Origin of the sequence: Allobosea sp. AAP35 (assembly GCF_001295925.1) — a bacterium.
Classification (GTDB): Bacteria; Pseudomonadota; Alphaproteobacteria; order Rhizobiales; family Beijerinckiaceae; genus Allobosea.
Genome location: NZ_LJHQ01000044.1, coordinates 30,009 through 48,435, shown reverse-complemented (window position 1 = coordinate 48,435; position 18,427 = coordinate 30,009). Strand labels below are relative to the sequence as shown.

Below are 18,427 nucleotides of genomic sequence, written 5' to 3'. Positions count from 1 at the left end.
CGGGCGCCCGCGAGCGCGAGACGCAGATGCGCGCGCCGCTGGCGGAGGCCGACCGCAAGGCGCAGCGGCTCGAAACCGAAATCCGGACCTTGCAGAAGCTGCTGGCCCCAGTGAGCGGCGGCCGCTGGCCGGCGGCGCTCGAAGCCATCACCGTCGCGAAGGGCTTTGAAATCGCGCTGGGCGCGGCGCTCGGCGACGATCTCGATGCGGCAACCGATCTGGCGGCGCCGAGCCATTGGCGCGACACCGGCTCCGGCAGCGACGATCCGACCCTGCCCGAGGGCGCGCAGCCACTGGCTCTGCATGTCCGCGGCCCGGCTGCGCTGAAGCGCCGCCTGGCCCAGATCGGCGTCGTCGCGCGCGGCGACGGCCCGCGCCTGCGGGAGGTGTTGAAGCCGGGCCAGCGGCTGGTGTCGCGCGAGGGCGATCTCTGGCGTTGGGACGGGTTCACCGGCGCGGCAGAGGCGCCCTCCCCCGCTGCCCGGCGCCTCGCCGAGAAGAACCGGCTCGGCGATCTCGAACGCGAAGCGCAAGCCGCGCAGGAAGCCGCCGAGGCCGCCAGGGATGCGCTCGACGCCGCGACGCACGAGGCCAGGGCAATGGCGCAGGCCGAGGCGACCAAGCTCGACGCCGCAAGACTGGCGCGCCGGACACTCGACCAGGCCCGCGAGCAGCTTTCCGCCGCCGAACGCAAGGCCGCCGAGACGGCGGCGCGGCGCTCGGCCCTGACTGAGGCGATCGCACGCGTGGGGCAGACCTTCAGCGAGACCCAAACGCAGGCGGGTGCGCAGGAGCAGTCAATCGCGGCGCTGGAACCTTCGGCGGAACTGGAGAGCGCGCTGCTGCGGGCCCGCGTCGTGCTGGGCGAGCAACGCATCGCGGCATCGGACGCGCGAGCGCGGGTGCAGACATTGTCGCGCGAGGCCGATCTGCGGCTCACGCGACGGGCCGCCATTGCCCGCGACGTCGCCGCCTGGCGGGAGCGCGCGACCGGCAGCAGCCAGACGGCCGCCGAGACGCAGCGGCGGATCGCGGCGGTCGTCGCCGAGCAGAAAGCGTTGCTCGAAGCCCCCGACACCTTCCTGACGGAGCGCCGCCGGCTCGTCGGCGAAATCGAAAGTGCCGAGACGGCAAGGCGGGCTGCCGCCGACGCGCTGGCGATCGGCGAGGCCTCTCTCGCGGAGGCCGACCGGCAGGCCCGGATCGCGCTCGACGGGCTTGCCGCAGCCCGCGAGATCCGCGCCGCCGCTGAGGCGAAACGGGAAGCGGCGCGCCAGCGCGTGGCGGATGTGATCCGGCAGATCCAGGACGGGCTGGGCACCGGCCTCGACGGGCTTGCCCAACTCGCCGGCCTGAAAGCGGGGCAGCCGCCACCGGAGCAGGAGGGGGTCGAGCGGCGTCTGTCGGGGCTCAAGGCCGAACGCGAACGGCTTGGCGCTGTCAATCTGCGGGCCGAGGACGAGTTGGCCGAGGTCAAGGCCAAGCGCGAGGGGCTGACCGCCGAGCGCGACGATCTCGGCGAGGCGATCCGCCGGCTGCGGCAGGCGATCGGGGCGCTGAACCGCGAGGGGCGCGAGCGCCTGCTCGCCGCCTTCGAGATCGTCAACGGGCAGTTCCAGCGGCTGTTTTCGGTTCTGTTTGGCGGTGGCACCGCCGAATTGAAGCTGGTCGATGCCGAGGACCCGCTCGATGCGGGGCTGGAGATCTTCGCCCGCCCGCCGGGCAAGAAGACGCAGGTGATGACGCTACTCTCGGGCGGCGAGCAGGCCTTGACCGCGATCGCGCTGATCTTCGCGGTGTTCCTGACCAATCCCTCCCCGATCTGCGTGCTCGACGAGGTCGATGCGCCGCTCGACGACGCCAATGTCGAACGCTACTGCAACCTACTCGACGAGATGGCGCGCGATACGCAGACCCGCTTCATCCTGATCACCCACAACCCGATCACCATGGCGCGGATGGACCGGCTCTTCGGCGTCACCATGGCCGAACGCGGCGTCAGCCAGATGGTCTCGGTCGATCTCACAACGGCCGAGCGCATCCGCGAAGCGCTCTGAAGCGCCAAAAAAACCCCACAATCGTCTTCGCACTGCGGCAAGAATGTCGCAGTTGAGCTGAATTTATAGATATTACAACGTGTTACGCCTGATTTGCCTGCCTTGACAGCATCCGGGACGGGCAATAAAGGAGGCCGTGCTGACGACGGCTCGATGCGCGGGCTCGGACAGGGATCGTGTGGTTATTTGCTGGATCGTGGCCATGTCACGATGATGCAAGGAGCCACCAACATGTCCGAACCCGACAAAAACGCCTCAGACTCGGAGTTGCGCGCAAGACTGGGTTCCCTGAAGACCGCCCTCGGGCAGGCTGAAGGGGGCGAAAAGCCGGGCGCGAGCCCGGCTGGAAAAGACGGCGCCATGGTTGGCGCCGTGTCTTCAGGCTTTCGCGCCGCGACGGATCTCGCAGGCGGCATCATCGCGGGCGCCCTGATCGGGATCCTCGCAGACCGGTGGTTGGGAACGTCGCCGTTCCTGCTGATCATCTTCCTGGTGATCGGGGCCATTGCAGGGCTGCGTTCCGTCTATCGGCTCGGTTCGCGTCCGACCTCAGGGTCGAAGGACGGCGCGCCGAAGGACTGACCGAGGCTGGCGGCCGACAGGCCGCACGACAAGGGGCTGAGACACAATGGCGGCTGGCGGCGGAATTGATCCGATCCACCAATTCGAGATCACGCCGATCATCGGCTTGCGGCCGTTCGGCCTCGATTTGTCGTTCAGCAACGCCTCGCTGTTCATGGCCCTCACGGTTGCCGTGATCTCGGCGATCATGATCTACGGTTCGAGCCAGCGTTCGGTCGTTCCCGGCCGGCTGCAGTCGCTTGCCGAGATGATCTACGAATTCGTCGCCTCCACCGTCACCGGCGTGATGGGCAAGGAAGGCATGAAGTTCTTCCCCCTCGTCTTCTCCCTGTTCATGTTCGTGCTCACGGCCAACATGCTGGGCATGATCCCGGGCTCGTTCACGGTGACGAGCCACATCATCGTCACGACCGGGCTCGCCGTGCTCGTGATCAGCGTCGTGCTGATTTACGGCATCATGCGGCATGGCAGCCATTTCTTCGGGCTTTTCGTGCCGTCCGGCGCGCCGGGCTGGCTCATTCCCTTCATGGTCCTGATCGAGGTCGTCTCCTTCGCCTCGCGGCCGGTCTCTCTGGCGCTGCGCCTGTTCGGCAACATGCTGGCCGGCCATATCGGCCTCAAGGTCTTCGGCGGGTTCGTCGTGATGCTGACGGCGCAGATCAGCATCTTCACGGTGCTCGCCCCGCTGCCGCTGATGCTGGCGGTGGCGCTGACGGCGCTCGAATTCCTCGTCGCATTCCTGCAGGCCTATGTCTTCGCCATCCTGGCCTGCGTCTATCTCAACGATGCGCTCCATCCGGGCCACTGAACCAGCCCTTCGCGAGCATCCACCTTCACCCTTTCCGCTCCCTCGTCCGTTAACCTGTCACCTGGAGAAAACTCATGGATCCCGTCGCTGCCAAGTATCTCGCCGCAGGTATCGCCTGCCTCGGCATGGGCCTCGCCGCCATCGCCGTCGGCACGATCTTCGGCAACTTCCTCTCCGGCGCGCTGCGCAACCCCTCGGCGGCCGACGGCCAGTTCCCGCGCGCCTTCATCGGCGCGGCGCTTGCCGAAGGCCTGGGCATCTTCGCCTTCGTCGTGGCGCTGATCCTGCTCTTCGTGGTCTGATCCGTTTCGACCACTGCCTTCCTGTTGCGCCCGAAGCCCAATCTCGGGCCCGGGCGCGACTTTCGATTTCCTTCCGCTGAAAGGCAGCCCATGCCGGTTCGATCTTCACGGTTCGTCAGGCAAGGTCTGGCCGGCGTTGCCGCCTTCGTGCTGGTGGCAAGCGCGGCCGGTGCCGCGACGCCGCCCCTGAGCGGCGAAAAAGCCGCCTTCCCCCCCTTCGACGTGGCCACCTTCGCCGGCCAGCTGTTCTGGCTCGCCATCAGCTTCGGCGCGCTCTATTGGCTGATGTCGACGATCGCCCTGCCCCGCATGGGCGCGATCCTCGATGAACGTGCCCAGGCCATCGGGCGCGATCTCGACAATGCCGCGCGGATGCAGGCCAAGGCGGAAGAGACCGCCATCGCCTATGAGGCGGCCCTGGCCGAGGCGCGCAAGAATGCCCAGGGCATCGCCCAGGCTTCGCGCGACACCAGCGCCAAGGCTTCCGACGCCCGCCGTCTGACGGTCGAGGGTGAACTCGCAGCCAAGCTCGCCCAGGCCGAAGCGACCATCGCCACGACCAAGGCCAGCGCCATGACCAATGTTCGCAGTCTTGGCAGCGACGTCGCGGTTGCGATCGTCACCAAGCTGACAGGACAGGCCCCGAGCGCCACCGAGGCGTCCGAGGCAGTCGATCAGGTTCTGGCGCGCAGCTGATGGCGTTCACGATCCCTGCGGATCGTGATGCGTTGCGGCTTTTTGTTTCGATGCGTTTTCTCGACGCGAACCGGTATCCACTTCGCTTGAAAACGCTCTGAGGAGAAGACAGATGGATACTTTCTGGGTCGGCGTCTCATTCTTCATCTTCCTCGGCATCCTGGCCTATTTCGGCGTGCCGAAGGCGATCGTGGCTGCGCTCGACGCGCGCGGCGAGAAGGTCGCCCATGAACTCGCCGAGGCGCGCCGTCTGCGCATCGAAGCCGAAAAGCTGCTGGCGGAGTACGAGGCCAAGCGCAAGGCGGCGGAATCGGAAGCTGCCTCGATCATCGCCGCAGCCAATGACGAGGCCAAGCGTCTCGCGGCCGAGGCCGAGGCCAAGCTGAACGATTTCGTCACCCGCCGGACCAAATCGGCCGAAGAGAAAATCGCCCAGGCCGAGGTGCAGGCCGAAGCGGAGGTCCGAGCGGCTGCCGCCGAGGCGGCCACCAAGGCGGCCGAGATTATCATCCGTGCCCAGGTCGGCGGCCAGACGGGCGACGCGCTGTTTGCCACCGGCTTGAGCGAGGTCAAGGCCAAGCTGAACTGAGGCGCCCGCTGCCGGCGGCCCGAGAGCGCACACGGTCCTGACATTCAATCGTTCTCACCTCGACGCCGCGGCCTCCGGGCTGCGGCGTTTTTCGTGGCCGAACGTCAACGGCCGTATTCAGATCGCTGCAACCAGATGATTGGCGGAGCGGCCCCCCGACCGGATCGGTGATCGGCTGCCCAAGCGGCCGTTTCAGTTGGCGGCTGTCTTTGCCGGCCCGCGAGCCGCAGCCGGCTTGGCCGGTTCTCCGGTCCCGATCAGCTTCGGCCTGGGTTTGCGCGCGGGAATGGTCGATGTGACGATCCCTTGCGGTGTGTCGAGCCCGTAGATGTCCTCGCGAAACTGGACGAGTCCGTCGGCACCCTGCCATCCGGTCAGATAAACCCACGCGACGGGTACAGACTTCTTGAGCGAGATGTTCTTGCGCTCGCCCTTGGCAATCTCCGCCTCGAGGGCCGGCAAGGTCCATTCGGTGCCCTCGAGCAGCCAGGCCCCGAGATCGCGCACGCCCTCGACGCGGGCGCAGCCCGAGGAGTTGAAGCGGACATCGTTGCGAAACAGCGATTTCTTGGGGGTGTCGTGCAGGTAGATCGCTTCCGTGTTGGGCATGTCGATCTTCATCTGCCCGAGCGCATTGTCGGGGCCCGGGTCCTGCCGGACCGTGAAATAGGGTGATGTCAGCGTCGCCCAATTGACCGTGGCGGGATCGATCTCGCGGTTCTCGGCGCCGAGCAGCCGCATATGCGACTTGGCGAGGAAGCCAGGATCCTTGCGCATATGCGGGATGATATCGGCCTTGACGATCGAGGTCGGGACCGTCCAGGTCGGATTGAGGTTGACCGAGGTGATGTTGGCCTGCAGCACCGGGGACGGCCGATCGGGCCGGCCGACGATGGCCAGATGGCGGCGCTGCACGATGCCGTTCTCGACCGCCTCGACGCTGGCGCCGGGGATGTTGACCACGACATAGCGCTCGGCGAAGGAGAAGCCGTTGCCCTTTAGCCGCTCCAACGTGGCGGTGAGCTGATTGAGCCTGGTTTCCACGGGGGTGTTGATCGCCTTGAGCGTCAGGCGTCCGACCGTGCCGAGATCGGACAGGCCGTGACGGATCTGGAAGCGCTTCACGGCGGCGACGACATTGGCATCGTAGACATCGCCCGGCAGCGTCTCGGGCGGCAGATCGCCGCTCAGCATGAGGCGCTGCTTCAGCGCCGCGACATCAGGGCCCTGCATGTCGGGCTTGAGCAGCGTGACCGTGGAAGGCACCTTCGGCCAGCCGCCGCGCCCGGCGATGTCCTCATGGGCGATCAGCGCCTCGAGGGTGCGATCATAGGTGTTGGGGCCATAGCTCGGCTCATTGGCGCGCGCCCCCGCAGCCCCAAGCAAGAGGGCCAGGGCGGCAACAGAGGCTTTGACGAAACGCACGGCCATCGCGGTCGATCCCACATTGCGTCACGGACGCATGACGCGAAGCATCCCTCGCATATGGTCAAGGAAGCCTTAAGGCGGCACGGAGATTTACGTATCGGAATGTTTCGCGGCGTCCGATTGCGGGCGGCCTCCTATATGACTATCGTGACCACAATGGTCATTTTACTCACGGGGCTGCGCATGAACATGATCACCAAGCAAAGCTGGAGCGTCGCCTCGGCAAAGGCGCGCTTCTCCGAACTGATCGAGAAAGCTGAAAGCGAAGGTCCCCAGACCGTCACCCGTAACGGGCGGCCGGCAGCTGTCCTCGTTTCGATCGAGGAATGGGAGCGGAAGACAGCCCGCAAAGGGACGCTCACCGAATTTTTTCAGAATTCACCGCTTCATGACAGCGGCATCGATCTCGTCAGACTTGACCACCCTCCGCGCAAGATCGACCTGTGAGCTATCTCCTCGACACCAATGTCATTTCCGAACTGATCAAATCGGGCCCCGCACCTGAGGTTTCCCGCTTTGTCGATGCCAGGGAAGATCAGCTCTATGTCAGCGTCATTTCCTTTGCCGAGGTTCGCTATGGCGTTGCCTGTCTCGATCACGGCCGCAGACGGCAGATGCTCGAGAACTGGCTGACATATGATCTTCCTGCTCGCTTCGGTGATCGTGTCCTTGATGTCGATCCGGCCGTGGCCAGAGCTTGGGGCGACCTCATGGCCCTATCGCAGCGCCGAGGCGCGAATATCCAGGCGATGGACGGCCTCCTCGCCGCGACTGCTCTTGCCCACGGCCTGACACTCGTCACGCGAAACACGCGAGACTTCGCCAGGCTCGACCTGACCCTGTTCGATCCTTGGCAGGCCGCCTGACGCCCCTACTCTGCGGCCTCCGCCAGCGGCACGGGCGGCACCCATTTCAGCACCGGCTGGCGGGCGGCGCGGGTCTCGTCGAGGCGGCGCAGCGGGGCGTGGTGGGGCGCGCCCGTGAAGCGGGCCTTGTCATTGCCCTTGGCTGCCATGGCGAGGTCGCGCAGCGTCGCGATGAAGAGGTCGAGCGAGGCCTTGGATTCCGACTCCGTCGGCTCGATCAGCATGGCGCCATGGACGACGAGCGGGAAATACACCGTCATCGGATGATAGCCCTCGTCGATCATCGCCTTGGCGAAATCGAGCGTGGTGACGCCGGTGCCCTTCAGCCACTCGTCGTCGAACAGCGCCTCGTGCATGGAAGGGTGGTCGGGGAAGGGCAGCGACATCAGGTCCGACAGGCCGGCCCGGATGTAGTTTGCGTTGAGAACCGCATCTTCTGAGGCCTGCTTCATGCCGTCCGAACCATGGCTGAGCATGTAGGTCAGCGCGCGGACATACATTCCCATCTGGCCGTGGAAGGCGGTGATGCGGCCGAAGGGCTGGTTGCCGGCGGGCGCGTCGGCCGCGTTTTCGACGAGCCGGGCCGAGCCGCCCTCGACATGGATGAAGGGCACGGGCGCGAAGGGCGCGAGCCTTTCCGACAGCACGACCGGGCCCGAGCCCGGGCCACCGCCGCCATGGGGCGTCGAGAAGGTCTTGTGCAGGTTGATGTGCATGGCATCGACGCCGAGATCGCCCGGCCGGGCCTTGCCGACGATGGCGTTGAAATTGGCGCCGTCGCAGTAGAAATAGGCGCCGGCCTCGTGCATCGCGGCGGCGATCTCGACGATCTGCGGCTCGAAAATGCCGCAGGTATTGGGGTTGGTCAGCATGATGGCGGCGATATCGGGCCCGAGCAGCGCCTTGACGTCCTCGACCGCGACCGTGCCGTCCTCGCGAGCCGGAACGGAGCGCACCGAGAAGCCGATCAGGGCCGCGGTCGCCGGGTTGGTGCCGTGGGCCGATTCGGGGACGAGCACGACATTGCGGGTCGCGCCCTCGCCCTTGGCGGCGATGGCGGCCTTGATCGCCATCATGCCGCAGGCCTCGCCATGGGCGCCGGCCTTCGGCGAGAGCGCCACGGCGGGCATGCCGGTCAGCGTCATCAGGTAATGCGAGAGTTCGAGCATGACCTCGAGCGCGCCCGGCACGGTCGAAACCGGCTGGAGCGGGTGCACGTCGGAGAAGCCCGGCATGCGCGCCGTCTTCTCGTTGAGGCGGGCATTGTGCTTCATCGTGCAGGAGCCGAGCGGGAACAGCCCCGTGTCGATGCCGTAATTCTTCTGGCTCAGGCGCACATAATGGCGCATCGCCTCGGGCTCGGAGAGACCGGGCAGGCCGATCTCGCCCTTGCGCGCGTGGCTGCCGAGGCGGGACTTGAACGGAGCCGGCGCGTCGATGTCGACGCCGGTGGTCTCGGGATGGCCGATCTCGAAGATCAGCGGCTCGATCTGCTGCAGCGCGCGGTTGCCGGTGAAGGTGGCATGCGGCTCATGGGCGGACACCGACCCTTGCGTGGGACGTCCCTGACGGTTCAGCATCACAGCACCTCCGCGAGCGCCGCCAAGAAGGCTGCTCGATCTTCGTTCGTGTTGACTTCGGTCGAAGCGACCAGGAGCAAATCGTCGAGCCCTGCACTCGGCAGCAGGCGCGAGACCGGCACGCCGGCGAGGATGCCTCTCTCGGCCAGCGCCTCGACGATCTCGGCGGCGGGCCTGGGCAGCTTCACGGTGAACTCGTTGAAGAAGCTGTCATTGAGCACCGTGACGCCCTTCACGCCCGCCAGCGCATCGGCGAGCGCCACCGCATTGGCGTGGTTGACCTGCGCGAGGCGCTCCAGCCCGGCCTGGCCAAGCAGCGTCATATGGATGGTGAAGGCCAGGCAGCAGAGGCCGGAATTGGTGCAGATGTTGGAGGTCGCCTTGTCCCTGCGGATGTGCTGCTCGCGGGTGGACAGCGTCAGCACGAAGCCGCGCTGGCCGGCGGCGTCGACCGTCTCGCCGCACAGCCTTCCCGGCATCTGGCGGATGTATTTCGACTTGGCGGCAAAGAGCCCGACATAGGGCCCGCCAAAGTTCAGGGCGTTGCCGATCGACTGGCCTTCGCCGACGACGATGTCGGCATCCTGCGCGCCCGGCGGCTCGATGGCGCCCAGCGAGACCACCTCGGTGAAGACCGCGATCAGCAGCGCGCCATGGGCATGGGCCTTGGCAGCGATCGGCCTGAGGTCGCGCAGATTGCCGAAGACATCGGGGTTCTGGACGACGACGCAGGAGGTCTCGTCGTCGATCCGGGCGAGGATGTCCTCGCCTGCGGTGACGTCCGGCGGCAGCGAGACGACCGTGTCGCTCGCCATTTCCGACAGCGTGCGCACCACATCGGCATAATGCGGGTGAAGGCCGCCCGAGAGCACGGCCTTTTTGCGCCTTGTGACGCGGTGCGCCATCAGCACGGCCTCACCGGTGCCGGTCGAGCCGTCATACATCGAGGCGTTGGCGACATCCATGCCGGTCAGCGCCGCGACCTGCGTCTGGAACTCGAAGAGATATTGCAGGGTCCCTTGCGCGATCTCGGGCTGGTAGGGCGTGTAGCTGGTCAGGAACTCGGAGCGCTGGATCAGATGGTCCACCGTGGCCGGGACATGGTGCTTGTAGGCGCCGGCCCCGACGAAGAACGGCACGGAGGAGGCCGCGACGTTGCGCGCCGCCATCTTCGCCATGATGCGCTCGACCTCGAGCTCGCCCTTGGCGCGGGGCAGATCGACCGGCGCCGTCAGGAGCTTGTCGGCTGGCACATCGGAGAACAGGGCGTCGACATCGGCCACGCCGATGCGCGCCAGCATGTCCTCGCGGTCGGTGTCGGTCAGGGGGAGATAGCGCATGGGGAATGTCCGTATCGTTCAATGGGCGATGAGGCCGGCCAGACCACGACGTCATCCTGGGCGACCGAAGGTCGTCCGGGATCCATCACAGGACTCGACGGTGCTCTATGATGGATCCCGGAGCTGCGCGGCTTCGCCGCTTGTCTAGGATGACGCCGCTGTTGCTCACAGCGTCTTGAGGTAGTTCTGGTATTCGGCCTCGCCCATCAGGCCCTCGAGCTCGGCCACGTCGGTGAGCTTGAGCTTGAGGAACCAGCCCTTGCCGGAGGGGTCCTCGTTGACCGTACCGGGCGCGGCTTCAAGCGCGCTGTTGACCTCGACGACCTCACCTGAAACGGGGGCATAGACCTCCGAGGCAGCCTTGACGCTCTCGACCACGGCCGCCTCGCCGCCCTTGGCGACGGTCTTTCCGAGGCTGGGCAGCTCGACGAAGACGACGTCGCCGAGCTGGCCCTGGGCGAAGTCGGTGATGCCGACCGTGCCGGTGTCTCCCTCGACGCGGATGTATTCGTGGTCCTTGGTGTAGCGGGTCTCGGACATGAGTTCAGTCTCCGGAAGCAGAAAACGGGATGAGGTTCAGCGCTTGTAGCCGTTGGGAACGAAGGGCATCGCTGCCACGACCGCCGGCAACGGCTTGCCGCGCACGATCAGATGGAGCTGCGTGCCAGGCGCTGAATAGGCCTTGGCGACATAGCCCATGGCGCAGGGCGCGTTCAGGGTTGGGCCAAAGCCGCCGGAGGTGACCTTTCCGACGATCTCGCCCTCGGGGGTCGCGATCTCGGCGCCCTCGCGCGCCGGGGCGCGGCCTTCGGGGAGCAGACCGACGCGGACGCGCGCGACGCCGTCTGCAAATTCGCGCTGGATTCGCTCGGCGCCGGGGAAGCCGCCTTCCTCGCGGCGGCGCTTCTGGATCGACCAGGTCAGCGCGGCCTCGACCGGAGAGGTGGTGGTGTCGATGTCGTTGCCGTAGAGGCACAAGCCCGCTTCGAGCCGCAGCGAATCGCGCGCGCCGAGCCCGATCGGCTTGACGGTCGCGTCGAGCAGCAGCGTGTCCCAGATCTCGCCGATCTTGCCGGCGGCGGCGGAGATCTCGTAGCCGTCCTCGCCGGTATAGCCCGAGCGGCTGACATTGGCCTTGATGCCGGCGACCTTCATCGTGCGCGAGGTCATGAAGCCCATCTCGCGGGCTTCGGGCGCGATCGATGCCAGCGCCGCTTCTGCGGCAGGCCCCTGCAGCGCGATCAGGCCGCGGTGCTCGGCCTTGACCAGCCTGACATTGGCCGGGAGCCGCGCCTCGATATGAGCGTAGTCTTGCGTCTTGCAGGCGGCGTTGACCACGAGATAGAGCGCGCCGTCCTCGTCTGGATCGATGGAGCGCGTCACCATCAGATCGTCGAGGATGCCGCCGTCCTCGTTCAGAAGCTGCGAATAGCGCTGCTTGCCCGGCGCGAGATTGACGATGTCGGCGGGAATCAGGGCTTCAAGAGCGCGGGCGACCGTCTCGTGATCGGGGCCGACCAGGAAGCACTGGCCCATATGCGAGACGTCGAAGAGGCCGGCCTTTTCGCGCGTCCAGTTGTGCTCGGTCAGAATGCCAGTTGGATACTGCACCGGCATATCGTAGCCGGCGAAGGGCACCATGCGGGCGCCGAGCGCGACATGGCGGGCATGGAGCGGAGTCTTGAGTACAGTCGCCTGGGGCATAACCCCGGCATCGGCAACAGCGGCATCCATCGACGGCCCCTTCCAGAGACAAGCGCAAGCCCCGGACGGCTGTGTCCGGAACGCGCCCCCTCTGTCTTGGAACCTGAGAGATTTCCCCGAGCCAGCGACGTTGCGCCGGACAGGTTACACCCGTCGGTGGACGGAGTTTCCCCCGCCGCTTTCCAGAGTGCCAGTTCCCACGCGGTCCGTTTGCCTGAGCGTTTCCGGGGCGGTTGCGCCTTCGGCGCCGGGTCTGGCCAAAACCAGTCCCAGTCTCTCCCGCGGGGATGTTGCGGCTGGAGGCAGAGATACAAGACGGCGCGGCTTAGTCAATTGCGGCGCTGCCTTCTTAACAGGCAACGCCCGCGGCTTGTTGCAGCGGCGCCCGGTCAGGACCGTCGATCAGCGCCGGCGCGCGCGGGCGGGGGTGGCCGCTCCGCTGCCGAGGCTGACGATGATCTCGACATCGCTACGGCCCGCGGGGACCACGATGCCATCCTCGACATGGGAGAAATCGGTGCCGCCCTGGCCCGAGGCCACGGTGCCACCGACGCGGGCGGCGCGGCGGGCCACCTGCGTCGAGCCGCGGGTCACGAGCGTCGTCAGCGTCGCGCCATAGGTGCCAGGACCGCCGGCGGGGCCGAGCAGGATGCGGCCTTCGACCCCGACCTTGAGCCGGAATCCGCCATTGCCGGTCGGCGTGCATTCGCGCGCGACATTCAGGATCGAGATCTGATGACGCAGGCTGCCGCTGTCGGGCCCCGACTGGGCGCGGACGGCCGCGCCGCCATCGGCGATGATCACTTCCGGGCAGATCAGCCGCTCGTCTTCCTCATCCGTCGGCAACTGGTCGGCCGGGGGCGGTGTCGTCGACTGGAACATCACGACATTGCCGAGCGTCTGCATCGCGCTCGGCTGGCCCGACGACGAACCCGACGAGCCGCAGCCGGCCAGGCCAAGACACAGAAGCGGCAAAGCCAGCAGGCTGTGCCGACGGAAAAGCGCATCACTCACGGCAAAGTCTCCACGCCGGGGCCAAAGCCGTTCAGGGAGACGGGCACGCCCACCCCCTCTTCCGGCGTCTGAAACACGATGAAAGTGGCGCTCTTGCCACCTTTGAGCTGCCCGAGCAGCGTGTCGTCCATCACCACCTCGGCGACGCAGCCCGTGGTCAGGCAGCGCACGAAACCGGCGCGGCCGATGTCCTTGTCGTCGATCTTGAGGCCGAGGCCCGATGGCAAAAGCACGCCGAGCGGCGCGACCACGCGCAGCAGCCGGCTTTTCTGGTCGGCTGTCTTGAGCACGATCACCAGCAGCGTCAGATTCGGCCTGTCCTCGGCCGCGACGTTCTGGACGAGCGCGCATTGCTCGGTTTTGGCGCCGGGCGGAACCTCGCAGCGCATCTGCCAGTCGCCATGCGTGGATTTGACCGCGCCCTGCGCGAGCGCCGGGCTCACGCCCAGGGCAGCCCCGGCCAGCGTCAGGGCTGTCGCCCAGACAGGTCCGATGATCTTACCCATCGTTGCGATTCCTCCACACCACGGCGCCTTCGCCGGACTCGACACCAAATTGCGCCCTGTTGAACAGGAGCATTCGGGCAGAATGCCGGACGTGCCAAGGAAGCCCTGCATTCTGCTCATTGATAAGATCAGCGTTGGGACCATGCAGACTCCGCCCTGTCAAGGCGAAGAACCTCGATCGCCCCGGCATGCGGATCGATCTCGCGTGATTATGCCGCACGGGATGCGTCGGCGGCTCGCATTGCCCCTCTGGCGCAAGCGTGATCTTTGATTTATCGCAATCGCGAAGAGCAAGGCGGCCTCGCGGCTGCAAGGGTCGTGCATGAATGAAGCCGCCGGCGAGCGTCCCCACGACGCGAACTGTCGGGCATCCATGCGGGGCGTTATGAGGAGCTAAGTCGGATCGATGCGATTTCTGCGCAGGACTCTCGCCACCGTGGCCGCGTCGGCCATTGCCGTCGCCGCGACGACGCTTCTTCCCGACAGCGTCTTGGCCGGGACCGGCATGCCGAGCCCCTGGCAGCTGAATCTCCAGGGCGCCGTCACCGAGGTGGCCGCCTATATCCGGTGGTTTAGCGACTGGTTGAACGTGATCATCTTCGCGATCACGATCTTCGTGCTGGGGCTGCTGCTCTATGTGGCCTGGCGCTTCAACGAGAAGGCCAATCCGACCCCTTCGAAGACGACGCATAACGCATTGCTCGAGGTGGCCTGGACGATCGTTCCGGTGCTGATCCTGGTCGTGATCGCGATCCCCTCCTTCCGCCTGCTGAAGCTGCAACTGGAAATCCCGCAGGCCGACATCACCATGAAGGTGACCGGCAAGCAGTGGTACTGGTCCTATGAATACGCCCAGGAGGGCGGCGCTTTCGGCTTCGATTCGCTGATGCTCGACGAGAAGCAGCGTGGCGAAGCCATCGCCTCCAAGGCGATCACCGAAGCCGAGGCTCCACGCCTGCTGGCGGTCGACAACGAGGCTGTGGTGCCGGTCGGCAAGGTGGTCCGCGTGCAGGTGACCGCAGCCGACGTCATCCACAAGTTCACCGTGCCGTCCTTCGGCATCAAGATCGATGCCATTCCTGGCCGACTGAATGAAACCTGGTTCAAGGCAGACCGCGAAGGCATCTTCTACGGCCAGTGCTCGTTCATCTGCGGGCAAAACCATGCCTATATGCCGATCGCCTTCCGCGTCGTCAGCGAAGAGCGGTACACCGCCTGGCTGGCTGAATCGAAGCAGAAATTCGCCCGTGCCGGCGGCGCGGCAGACAAGGTCGCCGTCGCAGGCGAGTGACGCTTCTTTCCATCATGCGGGCTGAGCCCGCGATCCTGATTTGACTGATTGTCGCGAAGCGATTTCGCACGAGGAGACCAAGGCGATGGCAACAGCGGCTCCGCACGCTCCCGCCCACGGACATCACGACGCCGAGCACGCTCACCCGACCGGGTGGCGGCGCTGGCTGATGTCGACCAACCACAAGGACATCGGCACGCTCTACCTGATCTTCGCGATCTTCGCGGGTCTGGTCGGCGGCTTCCTGTCGATCATGATGCGGATCGAACTGCAGCAGCCCGGCCTGCAGATCTTCGCCAACGGCCAGAGCTACAACGTCTTCGTCACCGGCCATGGTCTGATCATGATCTTCTTCATGGTCATGCCCGCCGTGATCGGCGGTTTCGGCAACTGGTTCGTCCCGCTGATGATCGGCGCGCCGGACATGGCCTTTCCGCGCATGAACAACATCTCGTTCTGGCTGACGGTCGCGGCCTTCGTCCTTCTGATCACCTCGATGTTCATGGAGGGCGCGCCCGGCTCGCAGGGCGTCGGCACGGGCTGGACGATCTACCCGCCGTTCTCATCCTCCGGGCATCCCGGGCCGGCTGTCGATTTCGGCATCTTCGCGCTGCATCTGGCGGGCGCGGCCTCGATCCTGGGCGCGATCAACTTCATCACCACCATCCTGAACATGCGCGCACCTGGCATGACCATGCACAAGATGCCTCTGTTCGCCTGGGGCGTGCTGGTGACGGCCTTCCTGCTGCTGCTGGCGCTGCCGGTGCTGGCGGGCGCCATCACCATGCTGCTGACCGACCGCAATTTCGGCACGACCTTCTATGACCCGGCGGGCGGCGGCGATCCTGTCCTGTACCAGCATTTGTTCTGGTTCTTCGGGCACCCGGAAGTCTACATCATGATCCTGCCGGCTTTCGGCATCATCAGCCACATCATCTCGACCTTCTCGCGCAAGCCGATCTTCGGCTATCTCGGGATGGCCTATGCCATGGTCGCGATCGGTGTCGTCGGCTTCATTGTGTGGGCGCACCACATGTACACCGCCGGCCTGTCGCTCAACACGCAGCGCTATTTCGTGTTCGCGACGATGGTCATCGCAGTGCCCACCGGCATCAAGATCTTCTCCTGGATCGCGACGATGTGGGGCGGCTCGATCCGCTTCACCGCGCCGATGGTGTGGGCGATCGGCTTCATCTTCCTGTTCACCGTCGGCGGCGTGACCGGCGTCGTGCTGGCCAATGCCGGCGTCGACCGCTCACTGCACGCAACCTATTACGTCGTGGCGCACTTCCACTACGTCCTGTCGCTGGGCGCCGTGTTCGGCATCTTCGCGGGCTTCTACTACTGGTTCCCGAAGATGAGCGGCTATGTGATCCCGGACTGGATCGGAAAGCTGCACTTCTGGGTTGCGTTCTTCGGCTCCAACCTGCTGTTCTTCCCGCAGCATTTCCTCGGGCTCGCCGGCATGCCGCGTCACTATGTGGACTATCCGGATGCCTTCGCGGGCTGGCATTTCTGGTCGTCGATCGGCTCCTACATCTTCGCAGCCGGTCTGCTGATCTTCTTCTACGGCCTCTATGTCGCGTTCTCCCGCAAGGAGCTCGCCGGCGACAACCCCTGGGGCGAAGGCGCGACCACGCTGGAGTGGACCTTGTCCTCGCCGCCGCCCTTCCACCAGTTCGAGACATTGCCGCGCATCGCCGGCTCCGACCACTGAACGTGATTTTGGCGGCGGGCCCACCGGCCCGCCGCCGCCCCTCCCCCGAGCGCCCTGCCAAGGGGCGTTCCGGAGACGGGCGGCACCAGCCGCTGCACGAGGCCGAGAGGTGCCAGTCGCGCGCCTGCAAGGATCGAAACGAACACGCTGATGTCTGCTGCCTTCGAAACCCGCACCGACGGCGCCACGCTGACCTCGATCGGCGAGGCCCGCGATTTCTTTGCGCTGCTCAAGCCGCGGGTCATGTCGCTCGTGGTGATCACGGCCATGGCCGGCATGGCCACCGCACCTGGGGCGGTCCATCCCGTGATCGCATTGGCCGCGCTGCTGGCGATCGCCGTGGGGGCCGGTGCGTCCGGCTGCCTCAACATGTGGTACGATGCCGACATCGATGAGTTGATGAGCCGCACGGCCAAGCGCCCGATCCCGGCGGGCCGCGTTCTGCCCTCCGAGGCGCTGGCCTTCGGGCTGACGCTGTCGATCGGATCGGTGGTCGTGCTGGGGCTCGTCGCGAACCTCCTGTCGGCGGCCATGCTCGCCTTCACGATCTTCTTCTATGCCGTCGTTTACTCGATGTGGCTGAAGCGCTGGACGCCGCAGAACATCGTCATCGGCGGTGCGGCCGGCGCCTTCCCGCCGATGATCGGCGAGGCGGTCGTCACCGGCGATCTCGGCATCCACTCGATCGTGCTGTTTGCGATCATCTTCCTGTGGACCCCGCCGCATTTCTGGGCGCTGGCTCTGGTCAAGGCGGCCGACTACGGCCGCGCGGGCATCCCGATGATGCCCAATGCCGCCGGCCCGGCCTCCACCCGCCGGCAGATCGTTGCCTACTCGCTGGCGATGGCGCCGGTGGCCGTGCTTCCCGCCCTGATGGGCTTCGCCGGCCTGGCCTATCTCGTCGTGTCGGTCGCGACCGGGCTGGTCATGGTCTGGCTGTCCATCCAAGTCTGGCGGACGACCGAGGGCGAGGCGGCGACCAAGGCCTGCTACCGCCTGTTCGGCTTCTCGATCCTGTATCTGTTCGGGCTGTTTGCCGTGCTGCTGGTCGAGAATGGGCTTGGCCTGATGTGGGCGCTGCCGAAGGTGATCGGATGACCGAACCCCGCAAGCCACCTGTCGCGCCGGCCGCCTTCACCGGCGAGGACATGGCGCGGCGCAGGCGTCGTTCGGTCGCGCTGGCGCTGGTGCTCGCCGGGCTTGTCGTGTTCTTTTTCGTGGTTACGCTGGTCAAGACTGGCCCCGCTATCCTGAACAGGCCGCTGTGATGGAAACGTCTCCCAATCCCACCCGCAACGCTACGCCAGTGTCGCCGAGGCCCAAAAATCTCGGTCGCACGGCGCTGATCTGCGTCGGCGTCGTGATGGGCATGACCGGGCTGTCCTTCGCCGCCGTGCCGCTCTACGACATGTTCTGCCGCGCGACCGGCTTTGGCGGCACGCCTATGGTCGGGACGGCAGGGGCATCCAAGATCCTCGACCGGACGATGTCGGTGCGCTTCGATGCCAATGTCGCGCCCAATCTCGGCTGGAAGTTCGAGGCCGAGAGCCCGGAGATCGTGCTTCGCGTCGGCGAGACCAAGACGGTGTTCTACAAGATCACCAACCGCACCGACCGGCCCACGACCGGCATCGCCAGCTACAACATCGCACCCGACAAGGGCGCCGCCTTCTTCGTCAAGATCCAGTGCTTCTGCTTCACGGAGCATACGCTGCAGCCCGGCGAGAGCCTCGAGGCTCCGGTGGTGTTTTATATCGACCCCGAGATCGCCGATCGGCGGGACCTCGACGGGTTGAGGGCGCTGACCCTGTCCTACACCTATTTCCCCTCGAAGTCGGGGCAGCCTGTGGTCCAGACTGGCACCGGTCCCGCTCGCGGCAACGCGGGCAAGGGTGACGCGGGCCAATCGAACCTGTAAAGAGCGGCGCCGGACACGGGCGCTGCAAC

19 protein-coding genes, 1 pseudogene and 1 riboswitch are annotated in these 18,427 nt (G+C 66.1%); of the genes and pseudogenes, 13 read left to right on the top strand and 7 right to left on the bottom strand.

All coding sequences use genetic code 11. The features are described from left to right. From IP69_RS15145 to IP69_RS15120, 6 genes and pseudogenes are all read left to right on the top strand, one after another. Nucleotides 1–2,057: pseudogene (locus IP69_RS15145) on the top strand (chromosome segregation protein SMC); the annotation flags it as partial. A gap of 231 nt (nucleotides 2,058–2,288) precedes the next feature. Then, a complete protein-coding gene (locus tag IP69_RS15140; protein WP_197279898.1) occupies nucleotides 2,289–2,639 on the top strand; it encodes an AtpZ/AtpI family protein in 351 nt (116 codons plus the stop codon). Nucleotides 2,640–2,685: 46 nt separating this feature from the next. Beyond that, nucleotides 2,686–3,447: a F0F1 ATP synthase subunit A gene (locus IP69_RS15135; RefSeq protein ID WP_054143663.1), complete on the top strand. Its 762-nt coding sequence runs from the start codon at nucleotides 2,686–2,688 to the stop codon at nucleotides 3,445–3,447. A gap of 74 nt (nucleotides 3,448–3,521) precedes the next feature. Continuing rightward, nucleotides 3,522–3,749 (top strand): F0F1 ATP synthase subunit C, encoded by a 228-nt coding sequence (locus IP69_RS15130; protein WP_054143662.1) that lies wholly within the window; start codon nucleotides 3,522–3,524, stop codon nucleotides 3,747–3,749. Nucleotides 3,750–3,839: 90 nt separating this feature from the next. Next, nucleotides 3,840–4,445, top strand: a complete 606-nt coding sequence (locus tag IP69_RS15125) for a hypothetical protein (RefSeq protein WP_082359361.1) — start codon at nucleotides 3,840–3,842, stop codon at nucleotides 4,443–4,445. A 112-nt stretch (nucleotides 4,446–4,557) separates the two neighbouring features. Continuing rightward, nucleotides 4,558–5,034: an ATP F0F1 synthase subunit B gene (locus IP69_RS15120; protein ID WP_054143661.1), complete on the top strand. Its 477-nt coding sequence runs from the start codon at nucleotides 4,558–4,560 to the stop codon at nucleotides 5,032–5,034. A gap of 192 nt (nucleotides 5,035–5,226) precedes the next feature. Here IP69_RS15120 and IP69_RS15115 read toward each other — a convergent pair whose 3' ends face one another. After that, complete coding sequence (locus tag IP69_RS15115; RefSeq protein ID WP_054143660.1) at nucleotides 5,227–6,465, bottom strand: L,D-transpeptidase family protein; 1,239 nt, start codon at nucleotides 6,463–6,465, stop codon at nucleotides 5,227–5,229. A gap of 180 nt (nucleotides 6,466–6,645) precedes the next feature. Between IP69_RS15115 and IP69_RS15110 the strand changes: the two genes are divergently transcribed. Together IP69_RS15110 and IP69_RS15105 are read left to right on the top strand one after the other, a co-directional pair. After that, nucleotides 6,646–6,909 carry a type II toxin-antitoxin system Phd/YefM family antitoxin gene (locus IP69_RS15110; RefSeq protein WP_054143672.1) on the top strand — a complete coding sequence of 88 codons (264 nt, stop codon included), beginning with the start codon at nucleotides 6,646–6,648 and terminating at the stop codon, nucleotides 6,907–6,909. Next, complete coding sequence (locus IP69_RS15105) at nucleotides 6,906–7,328, top strand: type II toxin-antitoxin system VapC family toxin (RefSeq protein WP_054143659.1); 423 nt, start codon at nucleotides 6,906–6,908, stop codon at nucleotides 7,326–7,328. The genes IP69_RS15110 and IP69_RS15105 overlap by 4 nt, the downstream gene beginning before the upstream one ends. 5 nt (nucleotides 7,329–7,333) lie before the next feature. Here IP69_RS15105 and gcvPB read toward each other — a convergent pair whose 3' ends face one another. From gcvPB to IP69_RS15075, 6 genes are all read right to left on the bottom strand, one after another. Further along, entirely contained in the window at nucleotides 7,334–8,908 is a 1,575-nt protein-coding gene (gene gcvPB / locus IP69_RS15100; protein ID WP_054143658.1) for an aminomethyl-transferring glycine dehydrogenase subunit GcvPB, read from the bottom strand. Further along, nucleotides 8,908–10,248, bottom strand: coding sequence for an aminomethyl-transferring glycine dehydrogenase subunit GcvPA (gcvPA, locus tag IP69_RS15095; protein WP_054143657.1), 1,341 nt, complete (start codon nucleotides 10,246–10,248; stop codon nucleotides 8,908–8,910). The genes gcvPB and gcvPA overlap by 1 nt, the downstream gene beginning before the upstream one ends. A gap of 165 nt (nucleotides 10,249–10,413) precedes the next feature. Continuing rightward, entirely contained in the window at nucleotides 10,414–10,788 is a 375-nt protein-coding gene (gcvH, locus tag IP69_RS15090) for a glycine cleavage system protein GcvH (protein ID WP_054143656.1), read from the bottom strand. A gap of 36 nt (nucleotides 10,789–10,824) precedes the next feature. Then, nucleotides 10,825–11,982, bottom strand: a complete 1,158-nt coding sequence (gene gcvT, locus IP69_RS15085) for a glycine cleavage system aminomethyltransferase GcvT (RefSeq protein WP_082359360.1) — start codon at nucleotides 11,980–11,982, stop codon at nucleotides 10,825–10,827. 162 nt (nucleotides 11,983–12,144) lie between these two features. Next, nucleotides 12,145–12,244: riboswitch (glycine riboswitch) on the bottom strand. A 110-nt stretch (nucleotides 12,245–12,354) separates the two neighbouring features. Beyond that, complete coding sequence (locus IP69_RS15080) at nucleotides 12,355–12,966, bottom strand: hypothetical protein (protein ID WP_156323483.1); 612 nt, start codon at nucleotides 12,964–12,966, stop codon at nucleotides 12,355–12,357. Then, nucleotides 12,963–13,472 (bottom strand): invasion associated locus B family protein, encoded by a 510-nt coding sequence (locus IP69_RS15075; RefSeq protein ID WP_054143653.1) that lies wholly within the window; start codon nucleotides 13,470–13,472, stop codon nucleotides 12,963–12,965. Before IP69_RS15075 ends, IP69_RS15080 begins: the two co-directional genes overlap by 4 nt. A 505-nt stretch (nucleotides 13,473–13,977) precedes the next feature. Here IP69_RS15075 and coxB point away from each other — a divergent pair. The 5 genes from coxB to IP69_RS15055 all read left to right on the top strand — a co-directional run bounded on the left by coxB (nucleotide 13,978) and on the right by IP69_RS15055 (nucleotide 18,398). Beyond that, nucleotides 13,978–14,763 carry a cytochrome c oxidase subunit II gene (gene coxB / locus IP69_RS15070; protein WP_248306850.1) on the top strand — a complete coding sequence of 262 codons (786 nt, stop codon included), beginning with the start codon at nucleotides 13,978–13,980 and terminating at the stop codon, nucleotides 14,761–14,763. Nucleotides 14,764–14,848: 85 nt separating this feature from the next. Next, nucleotides 14,849–16,480: a cytochrome c oxidase subunit I gene (gene ctaD, locus IP69_RS15065; RefSeq protein ID WP_054143671.1), complete on the top strand. Its 1,632-nt coding sequence runs from the start codon at nucleotides 14,849–14,851 to the stop codon at nucleotides 16,478–16,480. A 150-nt stretch (nucleotides 16,481–16,630) separates the two neighbouring features. Then, the gene (locus tag IP69_RS15060; RefSeq protein ID WP_054143651.1) at nucleotides 16,631–17,578 is read left to right on the top strand and encodes a heme o synthase; all 948 of its coding nucleotides are present in this window, start codon (nucleotides 16,631–16,633) and stop codon (nucleotides 17,576–17,578) included. After that, the gene (locus IP69_RS22165) at nucleotides 17,575–17,748 is read left to right on the top strand and encodes a hypothetical protein (protein WP_197279895.1); all 174 of its coding nucleotides are present in this window, start codon (nucleotides 17,575–17,577) and stop codon (nucleotides 17,746–17,748) included. Before IP69_RS15060 ends, IP69_RS22165 begins: the two co-directional genes overlap by 4 nt. Beyond that, the gene (locus tag IP69_RS15055) at nucleotides 17,748–18,398 is read left to right on the top strand and encodes a cytochrome c oxidase assembly protein (RefSeq protein WP_054143650.1); all 651 of its coding nucleotides are present in this window, start codon (nucleotides 17,748–17,750) and stop codon (nucleotides 18,396–18,398) included. The genes IP69_RS22165 and IP69_RS15055 overlap by 1 nt, the downstream gene beginning before the upstream one ends. Nucleotides 18,399–18,427: the final 29 nt, after the last annotated feature.

Bases quoted from the DNA above. Each gene is read 5' to 3' on its own strand.
- IP69_RS15140 (WP_197279898.1), top strand. From the start codon at position 2,289: ATGTCCGAACCCGACAAAAACGCCTCAGACTCGGAGTTGCGCGCAAGA.
- IP69_RS15135 (WP_054143663.1), top strand. From the start codon at position 2,686: ATGGCGGCTGGCGGCGGAATTGATCCGATCCACCAATTCGAGATCACG.
- IP69_RS15130 (WP_054143662.1), top strand. From the start codon at position 3,522: ATGGATCCCGTCGCTGCCAAGTATCTCGCCGCAGGTATCGCCTGCCTC.
- IP69_RS15125 (WP_082359361.1), top strand. From the start codon at position 3,840: ATGCCGGTTCGATCTTCACGGTTCGTCAGGCAAGGTCTGGCCGGCGTT.
- IP69_RS15120 (WP_054143661.1), top strand. From the start codon at position 4,558: ATGGATACTTTCTGGGTCGGCGTCTCATTCTTCATCTTCCTCGGCATC.
- IP69_RS15115 (WP_054143660.1), bottom strand. From the start codon at position 6,465: ATGGCCGTGCGTTTCGTCAAAGCCTCTGTTGCCGCCCTGGCCCTCTTG.
- IP69_RS15110 (WP_054143672.1), top strand. From the start codon at position 6,646: ATGAACATGATCACCAAGCAAAGCTGGAGCGTCGCCTCGGCAAAGGCG.
- gcvPB (WP_054143658.1), bottom strand. From the start codon at position 8,908: ATGCTGAACCGTCAGGGACGTCCCACGCAAGGGTCGGTGTCCGCCCAT.
- gcvPA (WP_054143657.1), bottom strand. From the start codon at position 10,248: ATGCGCTATCTCCCCCTGACCGACACCGACCGCGAGGACATGCTGGCG.
- gcvH (WP_054143656.1), bottom strand. From the start codon at position 10,788: ATGTCCGAGACCCGCTACACCAAGGACCACGAATACATCCGCGTCGAG.
- gcvT (WP_082359360.1), bottom strand. From the start codon at position 11,982: ATGGATGCCGCTGTTGCCGATGCCGGGGTTATGCCCCAGGCGACTGTA.
- IP69_RS15075 (WP_054143653.1), bottom strand. From the start codon at position 13,472: ATGGGTAAGATCATCGGACCTGTCTGGGCGACAGCCCTGACGCTGGCC.
- coxB (WP_248306850.1), top strand. From the start codon at position 13,978: ATGCCGAGCCCCTGGCAGCTGAATCTCCAGGGCGCCGTCACCGAGGTG.
- ctaD (WP_054143671.1), top strand. From the start codon at position 14,849: ATGGCAACAGCGGCTCCGCACGCTCCCGCCCACGGACATCACGACGCC.
- IP69_RS15060 (WP_054143651.1), top strand. From the start codon at position 16,631: ATGTCTGCTGCCTTCGAAACCCGCACCGACGGCGCCACGCTGACCTCG.
- IP69_RS22165 (WP_197279895.1), top strand. From the start codon at position 17,575: ATGACCGAACCCCGCAAGCCACCTGTCGCGCCGGCCGCCTTCACCGGC.
- IP69_RS15055 (WP_054143650.1), top strand. From the start codon at position 17,748: ATGGAAACGTCTCCCAATCCCACCCGCAACGCTACGCCAGTGTCGCCG.